Source organism: Pseudomonas sp. ICMP 561, assembly GCF_002699985.1.
GTDB lineage: Bacteria > Pseudomonadota > Gammaproteobacteria > Pseudomonadales > Pseudomonadaceae > Aquipseudomonas > Aquipseudomonas quasicaspiana.
This window is the reverse complement of record NZ_LKBT01000023.1, coordinates 268177-285982: the sequence shown is the minus strand read 5'-3', so window position 1 is coordinate 285982 and position 17806 is coordinate 268177. Positions and strand designations below refer to the sequence as shown.

The window sequence follows — 17806 nt, the reverse complement described above, 5'->3', positions numbered from 1 at the left end:
TTGGAGAAGAGGCAACCCCGTGGAACTGAGAATATCCGAAGCAGCCGACTGGCATTTATTTGAAGTGATCGCCCGAGAGCTTGAGCAAAAACTTCAAGGCGTCTGGACGCAAAAAGTCGACGCCCTTGATCAGCGTTATTGGGACTTGCTGGTCGGCGATCAGACACTCACGCTGCACCTTGAACATCATTTGGGCATCAGCTTGTTCAATACGCAGCGGGATCAACCAACAGACCTGCTTGAACGTGCTCATCGTTTGCTGGCAGCGGATTTCCCGGTGGCGTTTGAGCCTGCCCTGTCAAAATCCTGATTTCGTATCTAACCACTTATGTAATTATCCCCCATCAAACGGACTGACTGGAGACACCGGTGCGACGCACGATTGTTCCTCTTGCCTTCATGAGCCTTGCAGCCTGCTCCAGCCATCAGGTGCCAGCAGACAAACAGACTGCGCTGCTTGAACAGCCTTTCACACCCAACAGCGTGATGCGTGAAGGTGACGTGATTAACTTTCAGGTCGCTGACCCGACCGATTCAGGCCCGCCATTCTGGAGTTCTTCACAGTTTTCAGCCGCCTGCTCACAGCCGCAGGTCAATCAGGTTTATTCGTTCAAATACAGGCGCTTCTATCCCGGCAATTACGGGTTCTACACCCCTGCAACGCCACTGCCAGCGCAATACCATACCGTGCTGATGGACAATCGGGACTTCACTCGCGCGTGCAAAAACCTGCCAATGCCGGACTGGCGTCAGGTCGCCGGGGCTGACGATCAACAACAGCTACTGCTCGACATCACGAGCCTGCAGAAAAAGGGCGACAAGGTGCAGTTCTGGTCGGCCCATGATGAGCCGAAAACCAGTATCAGCCCGTCCAACACCGCGCCTTTCACCCAGACACGCGAACACTACGTCATGGACTGCAGCGCGCGTAACGCAACTCTGCTGGGGCTTTATTACCTCAACGCCAAAAATGAAGTTACCGACGGGCAAATTGAGAGACTTCCCGTATCAAAGACCGTAACTACCGCGGACGAGGACCTGTCCAGACTGTTCGAGCATGTGTGCAAGGCACCCGACTCGCTGGCCTCCCTGCCTGCACACAAGCAGCGCAGCAAGGCAACGGTGGCAGCCGATGCCCTGCCCGACGTCAATCCGTCAGTCTTGAAAAACATCGAACAACTGCGCATGCCAGCGCCGTCCCGACAGCTCAATTACATCGAGTTCGCCGGGACACGCAGCAATGGCAAGATTGAATGGAAAGACGGCAAAGCGCTTACTCTGTCCACAGACCCGACTACCGGGCAGCTCGCGATTGCCCATAAAAACGAAAATCACGTCGGGCGTCAGATTAATTGGCGCGGACTGCTGGAGCTGTCCGGCAGAGAACAAGCCAAACTTTCCCATGACACTCTGGTAATGAAAAGTCTGACCTTCCAGGGCGACTGGCAACACCTGAACGTGGGCAGCAAAGTGGGTTACACCTTCACTCGAAGCCTGTCCAGTAATGTGCTTGGGAAACTGGGCGAAGACCCCGAAACCGTAGAGTGTTCAGTGGACAGCGAGCAACCCGCGAAAAAACTGCACGCCAATCTGCAGGGCAACGCGAAAGCACTGATCTGCCGCACCAACATGGGTGGCTTCACGCTCCCCCAGACAGAGCATTACTACTACCTTGTGGATTACGGCTTTTTCTATCATGCCCGCACTGACGAAAAAGATTACACATCACTGAATATGCAGGTGGTAAATGCGAGGTAAAGCACCGCGTTTGCTTGCTCCAACAGGAAAAACATAAGCCCTGTAGGAGTCGCCCCGGTGTCCCTGACACCACGCTGTCGCGCAGCAAACACGGACCCTGTAGGAGTGACCGGGGTGGCGATCCACATTGCTCGCGATTCGGCCTGTCAGTCGATGAATATATTGCCTGTACGGGAGCTATCGCGAGCAAGCTCACTCCTACAGTAAAAAGCATTCCAAATCAGATAGTTATATTTTGTTTGATAGGAGCGCGCTTGGTCTGGGCCGCATCCGGAGGATGCGATGCGTCAGCAAAAAATGCGTTGCCTGACCAGATGCCATCGCGGGCAAGCGCGCTCCTACAAGTCTCCGTTTGATGCACGACAGCGTGGTGCCAGGAACACCATTACAGAAATCGGGTTTCTGCAGGCTCAATCGTAAAACGGCTCAACCAACGTCCGGCTGCCGACAAAAAAACTGTCCGCGACCAGTCGTAACGGCTGCAAATCCAGATCACTGGCTTTGTCGCCAATCAACTGCTGAAAATGTCGATATACAGCGGCGTACTCGCCCTCCTCCGAAACGGCCTGACGTACGCCGTCGATGCTCAACAGCGCACCACCGTTGTCCAGTCGCAGAACACCTTCGGCACAGTGAATCTCGATGCTCCAGAGTTCATCATGACCATGGTCAAAATCGAACTCCGCGCGAACATCCAGTTGACGCGAATCGGACATCTTGATGGACGCGGCAATCGGCGACTGACAGTTACTCGGGACTCGCAGTTCGGCGGACTCCACGAACAGCGGCAGCGGCAGAAGATGGGTGGCAATCGACAAGGCATTGATGCCCGGATCGAAAACCCCCAGGCCACCCGGCTGCCAGATCCATGCCTGCCCGGGGTGCCACTTACGCACGTCTTCTTTCCAGTCGATCTGCACGCTGTGCAACGTGCGAGTGGCCAGCCAGTCGCGAGCAGCTTCGATACCGGGTGCATAACGCGAATGCCAAGCGAACAACCCGCTGACGCCCTGCTCCGCAGCCTGACTTGCCAACGCCATCGCTTCACCCAACGTGGCACAAGGCGGCTTTTCGACCAACACATGTTTACCCGCCGCCAACGCTTCCTGCACCAGCGCAAATCGCCCTTGCGGCGGTGTGCAGAACGCAATCGCATCGACTTGCGGGCCTTTTTCGAGCAACTCGCTCAAGGACTGAAAGTTTTCTACCCCGGCACAAGGCTTACCTTGCGTTGCGACGGCAACCAGCTGAAACGCGGGGTTGGCGGTTATAGCGGGAACGTGCTGATCCTGGGCAATCTTGCCGTAGCCCACCAGACCGAGACGGATCGGTTGCATCGATGACTCCTGAGTTTTTGTAGTTATCTGGAAAACGATCCACCAAGACTACGTTTGTACGGCGGGGAAGTCATCACTGTGGCAAGTCTCTTGTGCCCCATTAAACGATCAAGTGAGCACCGCCCGGCGTTCCACGGCCTTGCCATTGTCAGGACGAATTTTGAACCAGATGGAATACATCGCCGGCAAGAAAACCAGCGTCATGACGGTGCCTCCCAACGTACCGCCAATCAGGGTGTAAGCCAGGGTGCCCCAGAACACCGAGTGGGTCAGCGGGATAAACGCCAGAATCGCCGCAAGAGCAGTGAGCAGCACCGGACGTGCCCGCTGTACGGTCGCTTCAACCACCGCATGAAACGGATCGAGCCCCTCCTTTTCGTTGTGGTCGATTTGCCCGATGAGAATCAACGTGTTGCGCATCAGGATGCCGGACAGCGCAATAAGCCCCACAAGGGCATTGATCCCGAACGGCTGTCCGAACAAGAGCAGGGTCGGCACCACACCGATCAACCCGAGCGGCGCGGTCAGAAACACCATGACCATCGCCGACATTGATCGCACTTGCAGGATGATGATCAGCAACGTAATCGCAATCATGATCGGAAACAGAGGCGCCAGGGCTACCGTGGCTTTGGCTGACTCCTCTATCGACCCGGCCTGCTCGATGCGATATCCGTCAGGAAGGCTGGAGATGATGGGTTGCAGATCTTTCATGATCTTCGCGGACACGTCCGGGGGTTGCAGGTTTTCTGCTATATCGCCCCGTACCGTGATTGTCGGCACGCGGTCACGGCGTCGCAGAATGGGGTCCTCCATGCGCACACCCACTTCTCCGATCTGCGACAGTGGAACGCGCTGACCGGCAGAGCCCACAAGGGTAAAGCCCTCAATGCGCGCCGGGTCCAGACGGATATCTCCTGCCGCCCGCCCCATCACCTCGACCGAGCGAATGTCTTCGCGTACAGACGTAATCGGCACGCCTGAGAGCAGGAACTGCAATTGCTGGGCGACTGCGCTGGACGTCAGTCCAACTGCCTGCAAGCGGTCCTGATCCAGCGAAAAATGCAGCGTCGGTACGCGTGGCCCCCAATCACTGTTGACGGTTCGCATCATCGGACTCGACAGCAGCACCTTTTCTACCTGCCCGGCGATTTCACGCAGTGTGTCAGGGTTGGGCCCCATCACGCGGTAGGCGACTGGAAAGGGTGAATACGGACCGAATACCAGTTGTGTGACTCGCACCCGAGCTTCAGGTGCCAGGCCCTGAGCAACTGCCTCGCGAATGGTGTGCTTGAGGGACTCCCGTGCTTCCTGACTCTCGGTCAGCACAACGATCTTTGCGAACGAAGGGTCCGGCAGCTCCGGCGCCATTGCCAGGTAAAAACGCGGCGAACCCTGTCCGATGTAAGACGTGACAATTTTTGCCGCCTCCTGCTCTTTCAGCCACGCTTCGATCCTGGCTGTCGTGGCGCTGGTTTGCTCAATCGATGTGCCATACGGCATCTGCACTTCGATCAATACTTCAGGACGATCTGACGTCGGGAAGAATTGTTTTTTAACCAGCCCCATGCCGACAATCGCCACGGCAAAAGCAGTGATGACCGCACCTGCTACCCACCATTTTCGGGCGATAACGCGGGTGAGCACTCGTCGAAAGCGGTTGTAATGAGGGGTGTCGTAAATGGCCGCATGCCCGCCTTCGACCGGCTTGATGTCGGGCAACATTTTCACGCCCAGATACGGCGTGAAAACCACTGCCACCACCCACGAAGCAATCAGCGCAATACCCACGATCCAGAACATGTTACTGGTGTATTCACCCGCCGTTGACTGAGCAAAACCGTTAGGCATGAACCCCACTGCGGTGACCAGCGTACCCGCCAGCATGGGTGCGGCCGTATGGCTCCAGGCGTAGGCGGACGCCTTGATACGGTCATAGCCCTCCTCCATTTTCACCACCATCATTTCGATGGCGATAATGGCGTCGTCCACCAGCAGCCCCAGGGCGAGAATCAATGACCCCAAAGTAATACGGTCAAAATTCTTGCCCGAAGCTTCCATCACCACGAAGACGATCGCCAGCGTGAGAGGCACAGCTGCTGCGACCACCACGCCCACTCGCCAGCCCATGCTGAGAAAGCAGACCAGCATCACCACCAGCAGCGCGACAAAGAACTTGATCATGAACTCATCAACGGCCGAGCTGATGTTGACGGATTGATCAGTGACCTTCGACAACGTCATGCCCAGCGGCATAGCGGTGTTGATTTTCAACGTCTCGGCATCCAGCGCCTTACCCAGATCCAGACCATTCCAGCCCTCGCGCATCACGATGCCCAGCAAAAGCGCGGGCTCGCCCTGATTGCGCACCATAAACGTCGCCGGGTCTTCGTAACCCCGTTCAACCGTCGCGACATCCGCCAGCTTGAGCGTTTTGGCCTGAACCACGATGGGCGTGTTGCGGATCTTCTCAAGCGTGTCTAAGGCGCCATCCAGACGCAAAAACACCTGGGGCCCGCTGGTGTCTATCGAACCGGCAGGCGTCAGCACGTTCTGGTTGTTCAGTGCTGAAAAAATGTCCTGAGGCGAGATGCCCAGCGTCGCCAACCGCTCATGAGAGAACGACACAAAGATGCGCTCGGCCTGCTCTCCGATGATATTGATCTTCTTTACGCCGGGCACATGCAACAAGCGCTGCCGCAGAGCTTCAGCATCGCGCACCAACAAACGCTGGGGTTCACCTTTTGCTTTTAATGCAAAGAGCGCAAAGGTCACGTCCGAGAACTCATCATTGACCATCGGACCGATAACCCCGGCAGGCAAGGATCGCGCGGCATCGCTCAGTTTTTTGCGGGCTTGATAAAACTCCTCCTGCACCTGGGAAGGCGGCGTTTTATCCTGAAGTGAAACCATGGTGAACGCCAGGCCTGGACGGGTGTAGGTCTCGCTTCGGTCATACCATTTGAGTTCCTGCATGCGCTTTTCAAGCGGCTCGGCCACCTGATCTTGCATCTCTTGCGCAGTGGCGCCCGGCCAGGCAGAAATAACGGTCATCTGTTTGACGGTAAACGGCGGATCTTCTGCGCGTCCCAATTTAAAAAAAGAAAGCGTTCCGGCCACCCCGATCAGGAAAATCAGGAACAACGTGATGGACCGCTCACGAACCGCAAGGGCTGAAAGATTGAAGCGCCCGCCACTCATGGCCTCACTCCTGCGACGCCATTGGCGCCCGGACGCAGCACCAGCACTTCCTGGCCCTCATGAAGCAGGTGTGCCCCTAGCGCCACGATTTGCTCATCAAGCTTGAGGCTGCCGCTCACCCTTGCCGAGTCGTCGCTTACGCCAAGCAGTTCGATGGCACGCCATGACACCTTTGCAGGTGTCCCTGAAATAACCCACACGCCCGGCCCGTTGCCGGGGTCGTGGATTGCCGCGACTGGCACTGTAAATGCTGATTCAGCCTCTTTGGGGTCAGCGATGCTGAGCGTGACAGTGGAACCGAGCGGTGCACTGGCATAGGCGCCGTCCAGCACATAACGGGCCTCGAAGGTACGGGTGAGCGGATCTGCAGCGTCTGAAAGGAGTCGCAGCGTCGCAGGGATGACGTTGGAGTTATTACCGTACAACCTCGCCTGAGCGGGCGCGCCTACAGCCGGACGCAGTGTTTCGGGCAAATGAATGATGGCCTCACGCTGCCCCGCTTTTGCCAGTCTCACCACCGGCTGACCTGCGCTTACGACCTGTCCGGGTTCTGCCAGGGTTTCGACAACCACCCCGTCGGCATCAGCCAGCAACGCCGCGTACCCCGTCGCATTGCGGGCAACGCTGGCTTGCGCTTGCGCGGCATTCAGCTCGGCTTTCGCAGAGTCGGCCAACGACTTGATCCGGTCGTAGCTCGACGCAGAAATGGCACCTGAAGCGATCAGATTCCGATTACGAACCTCATCAGATGCCGTCTGCCGCGCGCGCGCCTCTGCAGCGGCAACGGCCTGTTGCTGGGCCCTGGACTGCAAATCAAGGTCTATAGGGTCCAGACGCATCAGCGGCTGACCACGCTTGACTGTCTGCCCCGTATCCACCAAACGCTCCAGGACCTTGCCGGAGACGCGAAACCCTAAATCGCTCTGAACGCGAGCAACCACGACGCCCGTGAACGATCGAGATGAATCGACGGCGTTCGCGACGGCAGCAGCCCTCACCAGCGGCGGTTGATTGCGCGGATCGCCTACGTTAGAGGACTCGCCACAGGCAGCCAGTAGGAATGGCAGCACACAAACGGCGATAGTGGCAGGTCTGGACCAGAGCATAGGATCCCTTACTTCAATAAGTGAGCAGGAATCCAATTCTCCAGATAGTGACCAAATTAGTCAATGGTCACAACATCAGGGCGCCAAGCTGCGCAGTATCAATGCCGACAGGAGTACTGGCGCTGTGGACGCGATTTCCAGGTTGTATTGCAACTGCACCGGACTGATGTAAGGGCGCATCATCAGGTGAATGGCTTGCACAGCTTCGTCCAAAGGCGTCTTGCGCTCGAACTCGCCAGACTCCCTGCCCTCAAGCACAATCTGCTGAATGAGCTGGCGCAAGCGTTCGTCATGGGCCATCGCGGACGGCCACTGATCCCGAGCGGCCACGGACGCAATGTCGTAGAGCTTGCGATCATGGAAAAACAGATCACTGCCAGCCTCGACCAGCGACCGGAACAGGCGGCGTAGCTTCTCAGAGGCAGTCGGTGCATCCTTGATCGCGGTGTCCACAATGGCCATGATCATAGCCAGCCGGTTAGAGCAAATGACCTCGCCGATGGCCTGTTTGGAGTCAAAGAATTTATAGATATAGGCCTTGGAAAAACCAATGGCCTTGGCAAGATCAGACACCGTGGTCTTCTCATATCCATAGTGGCCGAAATGCTGTGTAGCAGCGTCCACAACCTGATCGCGAACGCTGTGATCTGAGGGACCGCGCGAAGGCGGCGTATCGTTTTGGTTGGTCATGTTTCTAACTTAGCTCTGTGAGCATGGATTGGCAACCAGTGACCTAATTGAACCCTGGTCACAGTATAGTCAGCCCGATAAAAGAGCGATTCGCTTTTACTCAAAAGGGTCCGGGTGAAGCTCAAGCCAATTGCAGTCGCACCGCTTGCCATTCGTTCCAGCAATCCTCAGCCACGATATCGGGATATCCACGCGCCTGTTCCATCTCAAGCGCAGTGCTGAACGACAGAGCGATACAGGTGGCGCGGTCTCGAATATCAACCACCTCGGCTTCAGTGAGTGGTGAGCCTTTGCTGTTCTCAGCGGCGCTCAGGACCGCGACAAGAGCAGGCACAAACACAAGGCATAGCGAATCTGCAGACATCAATTACCTCTCTGTTTTACGTCGTTGATCTGTTTCGTAAAGCCATCACCTGTGAGGCGCCAATACTACGAAGATCCTGATTGTGGAAAATCAGATGCGCACGAAACGCTTTGGTTTGCGGGTCCCAGTGTTCAAGATCTTCTATCCGAAACTGATACGTGCCCTGATACGCCGCTGCCAGATCAACCGCCAGACTGCGCGCCGCCTCACCGGGTGTTGCGAGGGTCCACTCAATAATATCTTCGACCTGTTGCTCAGGTGTTCGTGATTGCTCGCCATTGGCTTGAGCCAGCACAAATTCGTTATAGAGCGACGCACCTTCTTGCGGATCATCGGCAGGATTACCTGGGCACAGTCGGGTTTCCCATGGAATCGTGTACATCGGTTTTCCAAGAACATCGGTCAACACATAATCCGTTGGTTTCGCCAGACGCTGCATATCGGCCTCCTGTTCACAAAAACCAATACTAACGTAGCGAGGTAAGTTCCGGCTAAAGCGGATCATTGGGAGCGAGGATTCTCCTCTGTTGGAACGACCAAGGGGCAGCGACAAACATCGGCAGCGCTCATCAAACATCACATCAATAATGGATTGGAAACGCGGACCTGGTAGGAGCCAACTTGTTGGCGAAGCGGAATTTCTCACGATGCAGGTCCGACGTCTCGCCAACAAGTTGGCTCCTACCAAGGTCATCCGTTTGCTTCGCAAGGCGCACTTTCAGCAAACATCTCTTCAATAAATGGATTGGAAACGCGGACCCGGTAGGAGCCAACTTGTTGGCGAAGCGGAATTCCTCACGACGCAGGTCCGACGTCTCGCCAACAAGTTGGCTCCTACCACGTTCACCCGTTTGCTTCGCGACAGCGGTGTGTCAGGGACACAAGGCGCACTTTCAGCAAACATCTCTTCAATAATGGATTAGAAACGCGGACCCGGTAGAAGCCAACTTGTTGGCGAAGCGGAATTTCTCACAATGCAGGTCCGACGTCTCGCCAACAAGTTGGCTCCTACCAAGGTCACCGGTTTGCGTCGCGACAGCGGTGTGTCAGGGACACGAGGCGCAGTTTCATCAAACATCACTTCAATAATGGATTGGAAACGCGGACCCGGTAGGAGCCAACTTGTTGGCGAAGCGGAATTTCTCACAATGCAGGTCCGACGTCTCGCCAACAAGTTGGCTCCTACCGGGGTCAGCCGTTTGCTTCGCGACAGGGACACAAGGCGCACTTTCAGCAAACATCTCTTCAATAAATAGATTGGAAACGCGGACCCCGTAGGAGCCAACTTGTTGGCGATGCGGAATTTCTCACAATGCAGGTCCGACGTCTCGCCAACAAGTTGGCTCCTACCAGGGTCACCCGTTTGCTTCGCGACAGCGGTGTGTCAGGGACACGAGGCGCACGCTCATCAAAAATCACTTCAATAATAAATTGGAAACGCGGACCCGGTAGGAGCCAACTTGTTGGCGAGGCGGAATTTCTCACAATGCAGGTCCGACGTCTCGCCAACAAGTTGGCTCCTACCGGGGTCAGCCGTTTGCTTCGCGACAGCGGTGTGTCAGGGCAAGGCGCACTTTCAGCAAACATCTCTTCAATAAATGGATTGGAAACGCGGACCCGGTAGGAGCCAACTTGTTGGCGAAGCGGAATTCCTCACGATGCAGGTCTGACGTCTCGCCAACAAGTTGGCTCCTACCAAGGTCATCCGTTTGCTTCGAGACAGCGAGTTGTCAAGGACATCGGGGTGTTCCTAGGATAATGCACTCCAGGTCACAGGAATATATTCTGATGGCAGCCGGGCAGCGAAGAAAGATGATGTTGAGTTTCTGGCCCCCTCGTCCGACTGAGCACGAGAGCTGACTGAATTTCCTAATGCCATCGCTTGAACGCCCGACGCCCTCGCAGCGCGCCCCACGTCATGGCAAGTCCTACTCCGCTGAAGAAGATAAACGTGGCGATAGTTTCCAGTAGATACCAAAGGAAACGCCCTGGCTGGTCATCGAATATCAGATGCTCTTTCACCGATTGCCGACGTGGCCCGGTGAGCGCATCGAATTGCCAAAGGGTGAACGCATCATGCAGCCGCTCTCCCGCTAACCAGGCGCAGCCCAGGCAGAAAACAGCCCCTAAAAAGCAATAAATGCGTACGCGATATCCCGGTATCACAGAAACTCCACTTAATCGTTAAGCAGGCAATAATTATCGGCGGCTTGGGGGTGCGCATAAGTATTTAGATCAGGCTATTTGCGCAGTAAAGCTTCCGGAGATTCATCACTGTCGTGTGCTGAGCTTCACTCTCCTCGGCATTCAATGGCCGCTCGCAGTACTCGCGGCTCAAGAAAAGAATGGTGTCATTCCCGTCAGGTTCGCTAGCGTAATCCGGATGTTTTTCTATTTCTGCCAACAGTGAATGCGTCACTGGAACCACATGAAAGTGCAGATTGAAACCCGCCGAAAAACCCAGCTTGTAGACGATGACCTTCACAGGCTCAAAGACCTGAAAAAGAAGCTGCTCGGTTTGCCGCAGGGCGTCTCCGAGCGAAGCCAGTGCTGAATCGCCGAGGTCCATGAAATCCGAAGCGGCTGCGATTGAGCTGACCATCAGGTAACCGCCGTAGCGCGAATCCCGTCGATGGCTGACTCGCCAGTGTTCCGTTTCGAAAATATCCCACTCATTCATGCGCGTCACTGCTCTCTATTGTTCTCGTATGCAGTTGCCGTAAATGGGGTGCCTTGTCGGCGCTCCCGGTTCTGTGCAAGGATTGGCCATGACCAAATTTATTCAATGCAACCGACATCACCATCACGGACCTCGCTCAAGGTGCCGCGGTTGCTCATGCTCATCGATCCATCAGAACTCAAACCACTTGTTCTGACGACTCAATGAACAAAACCAAGGCGCCAATGGCGCCTTTTTTATTGCCTGTAAATTGGAGATCACAAAAATGACAATGCTACGTGGAACACGAATAGTAACCGGGAAAGAAGCAGCAATCATGCGTGAAATAGAAGGCCGTTTCCGGAGTTATCTTCATCGAAGCTGGAGCTGAGGAAGCCATCGTTCCAGCGTTATGGGGTCAGGACACTTTTATCGAGAAGGCCGGCGGAAGTGAAATAATCGGGCAAATGTGGGCTTTCAATGACAAGGCCGGACGTCCCTGTTGCCTCATCCCGGAGGCCACCGCGCTTTTTCAGGAGCGCAACGATGTACTGCTCGGATCGCGGAAAGAGGCGATGTTTTTCTACGTTGCGCGATGCTACCGATATGAGCGTCCTCAAGCCGGTCGGTACCGCGAGTTCACCCAACTGGGACTCGAAATCCTGGGTGCCAATCCGGTGGAGGCTTTGCAGCGTAGCCAGGCCATTTGCACGGGTTTCCTCGACTCGTTGGGCCTCGACTACGAACTCAATCTGGCCGTGAAACGCGGGCTGAGTTACTACCTGGAAGGCAATGGCTTCGAAGTGCGATGCCCTGCTTTAGGCGCCCAGCAACAAGTCGTCGGCGGCGGTGCCTATCGAGAAGGTGCCGGGTTCGGCATCGGGCTTGAGCGACTGGTCCTGGCTTCTGCTTTGAGTGGATCAATATGATTTGAACCGTGGTTGCCCAGTAGACGGGGGACCTGTAGGAGCCAACGTGTTGGCGAGGCGATTGGTTTGACACACCGCGTCAGGCAGCTCGCGAACAGGTTCCCTCCTACAGACCCATTGTTTGCCGCAAGACCTCGTGGTGACAGGCGTTGAGCTCCCGCAAACGATTGCAATTATGGATGCAGACGACGCAGATGCTTTAATGCACCCAGCCAAAAAAAATGACCAGGATAATCCGCAATGTCAGATACCACCGACCAAGCATTCTATGACCGCGCCGACGCGCACATCGAACTGTCCAACGAGCAGCTTAAAGCGTTCGAAAACCTCGGACAGGTCAATGCATCCATGATGTTTGGCACCACAAGATTCAATGCCTGGGTCAGCGCGCGCAGCTTCAAGTCCGGCGAGGAAATGGCTCAGGCGCGTGAGGCGATGCTGAAGTATTTTTGTGATCAGTACCGGCTAATGCTTGAAGATAATCTGGACGATCACATCAATAATTTCAGCCAGTACATGATGGTTAAAAAACCTGATTGATAGGGATAACAGAGCAACGGTTTCGTCAGGGCGTTGCTTAACGCCCTATTGCGCGCCAACAAAATTGACCGTCTGCTCCTGCAAACTCATCCTTATCAACTCAGCCAGATGCCTCGTCGCAGGCGTTGGGTCGTCTCCTGCGCCATGAAGCACGTACCCAAGGCTCGGCACCGAGGGTAAACCGTCCAGAACAGTCAGGTTATCCGGCAGGCCGATGCGTGTTCGCAGCGTCACTCCCAATCCGGCTGCGACGGCGGCCCAGATTCCTCCTACGCTGGGGCTGGTCAGCGCTATGCGCCACGGAATTTGCGCAGCATCCAAGGCCTGGGTGGCGGCGCTGCGCAATACGCACGGGGCGTCGAACAGGATCAACGGCAGGGGCGAATCCACAAGACGGCTCAGCAACGGGGTGTCGCGAATCCCGATCCAGTGCATTTGGGTTTCGCCTAAATGCTCGGCATAGGGCGAGGTGTGCCCGGTGTCCCAGGTCAGGGCCAGGTCCAGCCCCGCGATTTCAATCAGCGCGAGCAATTCGGCATTGCGTGCGATACGGACTTCGAGACTCACCATTGGATACGTCTGCACAAAACGCCGAAGGATCTCGCTGAGAAAGTGCTCCCCAAAGTCCTCCTGAAGACCAAGACGAATGGTTCCGGCCGTCTGGCTCTCGTGCAAAGTTTGAAAAATGCCGTCGTTCAGTTCTAGTAATCGACGGGCATGACTCAGCAGAGATTCCCCGACGGGCGTCAGGACCAGCCCGCGTCCCGATTTGGCCAACACAGGCGTGCCAACCTGTTCTTCCAGCTTTTTTAATTGAGCACTGACCGCAGACGTTGAGCGCCCGAGACGATCTGCCGCTTTAGCGAAACTGTTGAATTCAACGCCGGTGACGAAAGTACGCAACACATCAAGATCGAAGGTGGGACGACGCATGAAACAGTCCACTTATTTGGGATCATTAGCGCCATTAAATCTGATATTCGGAATGATTACGACTTGGTAGTTTTCCTGACTCATTGGCGAATCAAGAGAAAGCATCATGAGTTCATCCATCGTTCAGGAGCTGGAGCAACAAGGGCAATATCCGCAAAAGTTTGCCGAACTGACAGACAGCGTGCTGTTTGGCGACATGTGGAAACGCACTCAACTGACGCCCCGTGAACGCAGCCTGACGACAGTGGCTGCGCTGGTAGCGATGTACCGGCTCGAGCAACTGCCGTTTCATTTACAACGCGCGCGGGATAACGGTTTGAGTGTCGATGAATTGAACGAGGCCATCACCCATCTGGCGTTCTATTCAGGCTGGCCAACGGCAGCTTCGGCACTGAATCTGCTCAGGGAACTAGAAGCCCACCCTGTCAGCGGCCAGGAGTAATCATTCATGCCATTCGCACGTATTTCGCTGCACCGAGGCAAATCCGCTGACTATTTACAGGCACTGTCTCAGAGTTTGCACGAAGCATTGGTCGACAGTTTCGAGGTGCCCGAGGCAGATCGTTTTCAGGTCATTCACCAGCATGAAGTGGGCGAGCTGATATTTGACCGCAACTATCTCGGCGGGCCGCGCAGCCAGGACTTTGTGTTGATCGCGATTACCGCTGGACGTCCTCGCCGCGTTGAAACCAGACAGCGCTTTTATCGGGATCTGGTGGAAAAACTGGGACGTTCGCCAGGGTTCAACCCCGAGGATGTGATGGTGGTCATCACCACGACCGCAAGCGAAGACTGGTCCTTTGGAGGTGGCCGGGGTCATTAATGCTGATCAAATTGAATTGAAACGCCGTCCCGGTAGGAGCCAACTTGTTGGCGAAGCGGATTATCTGATTGAGAAGGTCCAATGCCTCGCCAACAAGTTAGCTCCTACCGGACAGCGGCGTGCCATCCAGACAAAACGGCGTATCGGAATGCAGACCTCTCTAAACCGAAAGAACAAACCGACACTCAGCAGCATCATCACCCGACAACTGCTCCAACCGAAAACCACAGCGCTCAAGCACCTTCCTCGAACCAAGGTTTTCCTTGAAGACGTAAGCAACCAGTTGCACAAGCCCCCAACGCTCCTTTGCCTGCTCGATCATATGCCTCAACGCCAATGTGGCCAGCCCCTGTCCGCATGCCTCCTGATCAATTCGATAACCAACCTCAGCAGTCTGGCCTGACGAACTCATGCCTTTCAGATTTGCCCGTCCGACTATTCGCCCACTGGAATCTTCGATAACAAATGGATGCCAGACGCCAAGGGCAAAGTCGGCGAGATAGCAGTCGATATGCTCCGCGACACCTTGCAACGAGTAGAAGTCAGGCTCGCGGGCATCGATGTGCGATTCAAACCACTCACGGTTACGCACTTCAAACGCCAGCAACGCCTCAGTGTCGGCTGAGGTTAATTCACGAATTCTAAAAGGCTTCATGGGCGTTTAACGCGCTGATGAACTTGAAGATAGGCCGTCAACATCAGCGTCAATTGCTCTTCGAGGCAGGTCTCGAAGTCAGGATTGCCATGCCCTTCAAGCAAGGCACGCACAGGTCCGACCACTGCGGTATGCGAGATCGAGGCAATCAGGGCGGGATTGTCAAAATGTGCGTCAGACGCCGTGGTCAGCATGTTCGTCATCGCGACTAGCATACGGGCGTTTATGCGGGCGACCAGTTCAGCTCCGCCCCGCTCTGCTGCGATGGCGTAGAGCGCTTTCGATACCACCGGATCACGCAGTTTGACAGCCAGAAACGCCACGATAAAACCCGATGCCATTTCAGCGACTGTTTTTCCGTGACATCGACCACAGGCCAACTCAACGGTATCGACAACTTCCTGCAGATGCTTTTCGAGCACTGCCGCCAGCAGCGCATCGCGATTCGGGTAGTACTGATAGACGCTGCCAACCGACATCCCGGCCCGCTCGGCGACCCGCGTGGTGGTGCAGCGGGTCAGCCCGTACTGGGTCAAAACCTGAAGGGTCGCCGTGTGAAGCGCCTCAACCGTCGCGACGGATCGGGCCTGAACCGCTGATTTTCTTGGCTTTAACGATGCTTTGACCGTGCTCATGGAATGCGAATTCAAAACCTGAAGGTTCCTTCATATCATAGTTTTCCCCCAAGCGAAGCAAGAGCGATAGACATGACGGATGCTTTAAACAAAAGAGGCAACAAAAGCGGCTCGTTCAATCTTGGCGACCGCCAGGTGAACCGAATCGGTTACGGCGCAATGCAGCTCGCAGGTCCCGGTGTATTTGGCCCGCCGAAAGATCGTCAAGCCGCGGTGGACGTGCTGCGTGCAGCCGTCGAGTCGGGCGTGAACCACATCGACACCAGCGACTTTTACGGGCCGCATGTCACCAACCAGATTATTCGCGAAGCACTGCATCCCTATCGAGATGACCTGACGATAGTTACCAAGGTGGGCGCCATTCGCGGCGAAGACGGCTCCTGGATTCCAGCCACGTCGAAAAAAGACCTGACCCAGGCTGTGCACGACAACCTGCGTAATCTGGGCCTGGACGTGCTGGATGTGGTGAACGTGCGCACCATGTTCAGCGCAATGGGAACAGCCGAAGGTTCGATAGAAGAACAATTGAGCGCCGTTGCAGAATTGCAGCAGAAAGGACTCGTTCGCCATATCGGCATCAGCAACGTCACCCCCACGCAAATCGCTGAGGCGCGCAAACTCATCAATGTCGTTTGCGTACAAAACCTCTACAACATCGCTCATCAGGACGATAACGCGGTGATCGACCAACTGGCGCGTGACGGTATTGCCTATGTGCCGTTCTTTCCGTTGGGCGGGTTCACGCCGCTGCAGTCATCCGCATTGTCGACCGTTGCGCAACGACTCAACGTCATGCCAAAGCAACTGGCACTGGCATGGCTGCTGCGTCGCGCTCCCAATATTCTGCTGATCCCCGGCACATCCTCGGTGGCGCACTTGCGCGAAAACCTTGCCGTGAGCGAGCTGGTGCTGTCGGATGAAATCATGGCAGATCTGAACTCAATCGCAGATTGATCAACATTGATGGGGCGGCCGAGCCGAAGACAAAGGTGGCACCTTCTGGCCCGGCCTAAAGGGTTCAAACCTTTACCGCGCTGATCCGGTCCGAAATCCACCGATGGCTGCGCGCAAGCACCCGTCCCGTCATCGCCGTAGGGAAGTGAATGAAGCCGTGCGCACAAACCGGCGTCACGTGTACTTCCACTTCCGACGACTTCGCCCATCGTTCAGCCATCTGCACGGTGTCGTCCAGCAGCGGGTCCAGCTCACCGGCAAACATCAGCGCAGGCGGCATGCCCGTAAGATCGCCGTACAAGGGCGATAACGGCGGTTGACGACGCTCTTCATCAGTTGCGTCCGGCGTCAGCAGACGCAACGCATCGACCATGCCCGGGCCATGCAGCACCAGGGTTTCAGGACCGGCAGCGCGGACGCTTGGCGTTCCGGTCAGATCGTAAACGCCGTAATACAGGACCGTCCCGCTCACTCGCCCAAGCAAATCTGGCCAGGCTTTAAGCCGAAGAAGTGTCGCCGCTGCCAGATGCCCGCCTGCCGATTCGCCGATAACGATCACGGGTAAACCGGCAAACTCCTCACTGGCGCCACTCAGTAGCCAGCGCGCCGCAGAAAGACAGTCATCCATCAAACCTTCAACGGGCGTCGATACTGCGAGACGATAATCCACCGAGACCACGGCGACTTCGCATGCGTTCACTAAAGCCAGGTTAAGGTCGTCGTTCATTTGTGCATTACCGATGACCCAGCCACCGCCATGGATATCAAGCACCACGCCTTTTGCTTTGCCTTTGGGCCTCAATATCCGCACGGGGACCGAAATGCCATCGACACCGACTGAACGCTTTTCAGCCTGCTGTCCCTGCTTGGCCAACTTGCCCGCGCCAGCAATTTGACCCGCTTTAAGCAGCGTCTGAATCACCTGAGGCGTGAAGCGATTGCGGATTCGAAAACGCGGTAGCCAGCCGAGCTTTTTGTTGAAGCGCTGCATTTCTGCGACTTCATGTTCGCTAAAGGACTGAAGCTCGTCGTGACTCAATGTGTGGTCTCCTGGCAAACAACGCATAGCCTTAGGGTTGAAACGCATACTTCTGTAGGAGCCAACTTGTTGGCGAGGCGGAACAAATGACTTTGCAGGGCCGACGTCTCGCCAACAAGTTGGCTCCTACAGGTCCCGTGTTTGCTGCACGGTAGCTTTCAGTAGAACGTCAGGTGGGGTGCG

The 17806-nt window shown here is 55.8% G+C and carries 18 protein-coding genes and 1 pseudogene; 7 read left to right on the top strand and 12 right to left on the bottom strand.

The window, feature by feature from the left end:
- Positions 1-19: 19 nt before the first annotated feature.
- Positions 20-310, top strand: a complete 291-nt coding sequence (locus tag AO242_RS17585) for a hypothetical protein (protein ID WP_099269726.1) — start codon at positions 20-22, stop codon at positions 308-310.
- A gap of 59 nt (positions 311-369) precedes the next feature.
- Positions 370-1758: a surface-adhesin E family protein gene (locus AO242_RS17580; RefSeq protein WP_099269725.1), complete on the top strand. Its 1389-nt coding sequence runs from the start codon at positions 370-372 to the stop codon at positions 1756-1758.
- A gap of 410 nt (positions 1759-2168) precedes the next feature.
- Here the strand turns inward: AO242_RS17580 and AO242_RS17575 are convergent, their stop codons facing one another.
- From AO242_RS17575 to AO242_RS17540, 7 genes are all read right to left on the bottom strand, one after another.
- Complete coding sequence (locus AO242_RS17575) at positions 2169-3095, bottom strand: Gfo/Idh/MocA family protein (RefSeq protein ID WP_099269724.1); 927 nt, start codon at positions 3093-3095, stop codon at positions 2169-2171.
- A 108-nt stretch (positions 3096-3203) separates the two neighbouring features.
- A complete protein-coding gene (locus AO242_RS17570) occupies positions 3204-6296 on the bottom strand; it encodes an efflux RND transporter permease subunit (protein WP_099269723.1) in 3093 nt (1030 codons plus the stop codon).
- Positions 6293-7402, bottom strand: coding sequence for an efflux RND transporter periplasmic adaptor subunit (locus AO242_RS17565; protein ID WP_099269722.1), 1110 nt, complete (start codon positions 7400-7402; stop codon positions 6293-6295). Before AO242_RS17565 ends, AO242_RS17570 begins: the two co-directional genes overlap by 4 nt.
- A gap of 75 nt (positions 7403-7477) precedes the next feature.
- Entirely contained in the window at positions 7478-8092 is a 615-nt protein-coding gene (locus AO242_RS17560) for a TetR/AcrR family transcriptional regulator (RefSeq protein WP_099269721.1), read from the bottom strand.
- A gap of 121 nt (positions 8093-8213) precedes the next feature.
- Positions 8214-8456 carry a hypothetical protein gene (locus tag AO242_RS17555; RefSeq protein ID WP_099269720.1) on the bottom strand — a complete coding sequence of 81 codons (243 nt, stop codon included), beginning with the start codon at positions 8454-8456 and terminating at the stop codon, positions 8214-8216.
- A gap of 16 nt (positions 8457-8472) precedes the next feature.
- Positions 8473-8895 carry a hypothetical protein gene (locus tag AO242_RS17550; RefSeq protein WP_099269719.1) on the bottom strand — a complete coding sequence of 141 codons (423 nt, stop codon included), beginning with the start codon at positions 8893-8895 and terminating at the stop codon, positions 8473-8475.
- A gap of 1791 nt (positions 8896-10686) precedes the next feature.
- The gene (locus AO242_RS17540; protein WP_257153456.1) at positions 10687-11058 is read right to left on the bottom strand and encodes a hypothetical protein; all 372 of its coding nucleotides are present in this window, start codon (positions 11056-11058) and stop codon (positions 10687-10689) included.
- A gap of 425 nt (positions 11059-11483) precedes the next feature.
- On the opposite strand from AO242_RS17540, the gene AO242_RS17535 reads away from it, so the two are divergent.
- Positions 11484-12044: an ATP phosphoribosyltransferase regulatory subunit gene (locus tag AO242_RS17535; protein ID WP_257153463.1), complete on the top strand. Its 561-nt coding sequence runs from the start codon at positions 11484-11486 to the stop codon at positions 12042-12044.
- 240 nt (positions 12045-12284) lie between these two features.
- A complete protein-coding gene (locus AO242_RS17530) occupies positions 12285-12584 on the top strand; it encodes a DUF3144 domain-containing protein (RefSeq protein ID WP_099269716.1) in 300 nt (99 codons plus the stop codon).
- A gap of 45 nt (positions 12585-12629) precedes the next feature.
- On the opposite strand, the gene AO242_RS17525 is transcribed toward AO242_RS17530, so the two are convergent.
- Positions 12630-13517, bottom strand: a complete 888-nt coding sequence (locus AO242_RS17525; RefSeq protein WP_099269865.1) for a LysR substrate-binding domain-containing protein — start codon at positions 13515-13517, stop codon at positions 12630-12632.
- 106 nt (positions 13518-13623) lie between these two features.
- Between AO242_RS17525 and AO242_RS17520 the strand changes: the two genes are divergently transcribed.
- Both AO242_RS17520 and AO242_RS17515 read left to right on the top strand, forming a co-directional pair.
- Complete coding sequence (locus tag AO242_RS17520) at positions 13624-13959, top strand: carboxymuconolactone decarboxylase family protein (RefSeq protein ID WP_099269715.1); 336 nt, start codon at positions 13624-13626, stop codon at positions 13957-13959.
- Positions 13960-13965: 6 nt separating this feature from the next.
- Positions 13966-14340, top strand: a complete 375-nt coding sequence (locus AO242_RS17515; protein WP_099269714.1) for a tautomerase family protein — start codon at positions 13966-13968, stop codon at positions 14338-14340.
- Between the two features lie 160 nt (positions 14341-14500).
- Here the strand turns inward: AO242_RS17515 and AO242_RS17510 are convergent, their stop codons facing one another.
- From AO242_RS17510 to AO242_RS29760, 3 genes and pseudogenes are all read right to left on the bottom strand, one after another.
- Positions 14501-14995: a GNAT family N-acetyltransferase gene (locus AO242_RS17510; RefSeq protein WP_099269713.1), complete on the bottom strand. Its 495-nt coding sequence runs from the start codon at positions 14993-14995 to the stop codon at positions 14501-14503.
- A complete protein-coding gene (locus AO242_RS29765; RefSeq protein ID WP_373562232.1) occupies positions 14992-15417 on the bottom strand; it encodes a TetR/AcrR family transcriptional regulator in 426 nt (141 codons plus the stop codon). Before AO242_RS29765 ends, AO242_RS17510 begins: the two co-directional genes overlap by 4 nt.
- A gap of 9 nt (positions 15418-15426) precedes the next feature.
- A pseudogene (locus AO242_RS29760) lies at positions 15427-15534 on the bottom strand (TetR/AcrR family transcriptional regulator); the annotation flags it as partial.
- A gap of 168 nt (positions 15535-15702) precedes the next feature.
- Here AO242_RS29760 and AO242_RS17500 point away from each other — a divergent pair.
- Entirely contained in the window at positions 15703-16584 is an 882-nt protein-coding gene (locus AO242_RS17500) for an aldo/keto reductase family oxidoreductase (RefSeq protein WP_099269711.1), read from the top strand.
- 64 nt (positions 16585-16648) lie between these two features.
- Here AO242_RS17500 and AO242_RS17495 read toward each other — a convergent pair whose 3' ends face one another.
- Complete coding sequence (locus tag AO242_RS17495) at positions 16649-17575, bottom strand: alpha/beta hydrolase (RefSeq protein WP_099269864.1); 927 nt, start codon at positions 17573-17575, stop codon at positions 16649-16651.
- Positions 17576-17806: the final 231 nt, after the last annotated feature.

What these genes read in the sequence shown, in the direction of transcription:
- AO242_RS17575 (WP_099269724.1), bottom strand. Translation starts at nt 3,095, where the DNA reads ATGCAACCGATCCGTCTCGGTCTGGTGGGCTACGGCAAGATTGCCCAG.
- AO242_RS17570 (WP_099269723.1), bottom strand. Translation starts at nt 6,296, where the DNA reads ATGAGTGGCGGGCGCTTCAATCTTTCAGCCCTTGCGGTTCGTGAGCGG.
- AO242_RS17565 (WP_099269722.1), bottom strand. Translation starts at nt 7,402, where the DNA reads ATGCTCTGGTCCAGACCTGCCACTATCGCCGTTTGTGTGCTGCCATTC.
- AO242_RS17560 (WP_099269721.1), bottom strand. Translation starts at nt 8,092, where the DNA reads ATGACCAACCAAAACGATACGCCGCCTTCGCGCGGTCCCTCAGATCAC.
- AO242_RS17555 (WP_099269720.1), bottom strand. Translation starts at nt 8,456, where the DNA reads ATGTCTGCAGATTCGCTATGCCTTGTGTTTGTGCCTGCTCTTGTCGCG.
- AO242_RS17550 (WP_099269719.1), bottom strand. Translation starts at nt 8,895, where the DNA reads ATGCAGCGTCTGGCGAAACCAACGGATTATGTGTTGACCGATGTTCTT.
- AO242_RS17540 (WP_257153456.1), bottom strand. Translation starts at nt 11,058, where the DNA reads ATGGTCAGCTCAATCGCAGCCGCTTCGGATTTCATGGACCTCGGCGAT.
- AO242_RS17530 (WP_099269716.1), top strand. Translation starts at nt 12,285, where the DNA reads ATGTCAGATACCACCGACCAAGCATTCTATGACCGCGCCGACGCGCAC.
- AO242_RS17525 (WP_099269865.1), bottom strand. Translation starts at nt 13,517, where the DNA reads ATGCGTCGTCCCACCTTCGATCTTGATGTGTTGCGTACTTTCGTCACC.
- AO242_RS17520 (WP_099269715.1), top strand. Translation starts at nt 13,624, where the DNA reads ATGAGTTCATCCATCGTTCAGGAGCTGGAGCAACAAGGGCAATATCCG.
- AO242_RS17515 (WP_099269714.1), top strand. Translation starts at nt 13,966, where the DNA reads ATGCCATTCGCACGTATTTCGCTGCACCGAGGCAAATCCGCTGACTAT.
- AO242_RS17510 (WP_099269713.1), bottom strand. Translation starts at nt 14,995, where the DNA reads ATGAAGCCTTTTAGAATTCGTGAATTAACCTCAGCCGACACTGAGGCG.
- AO242_RS17500 (WP_099269711.1), top strand. Translation starts at nt 15,703, where the DNA reads ATGACGGATGCTTTAAACAAAAGAGGCAACAAAAGCGGCTCGTTCAAT.
- AO242_RS17495 (WP_099269864.1), bottom strand. Translation starts at nt 17,575, where the DNA reads ATGCAGCGCTTCAACAAAAAGCTCGGCTGGCTACCGCGTTTTCGAATC.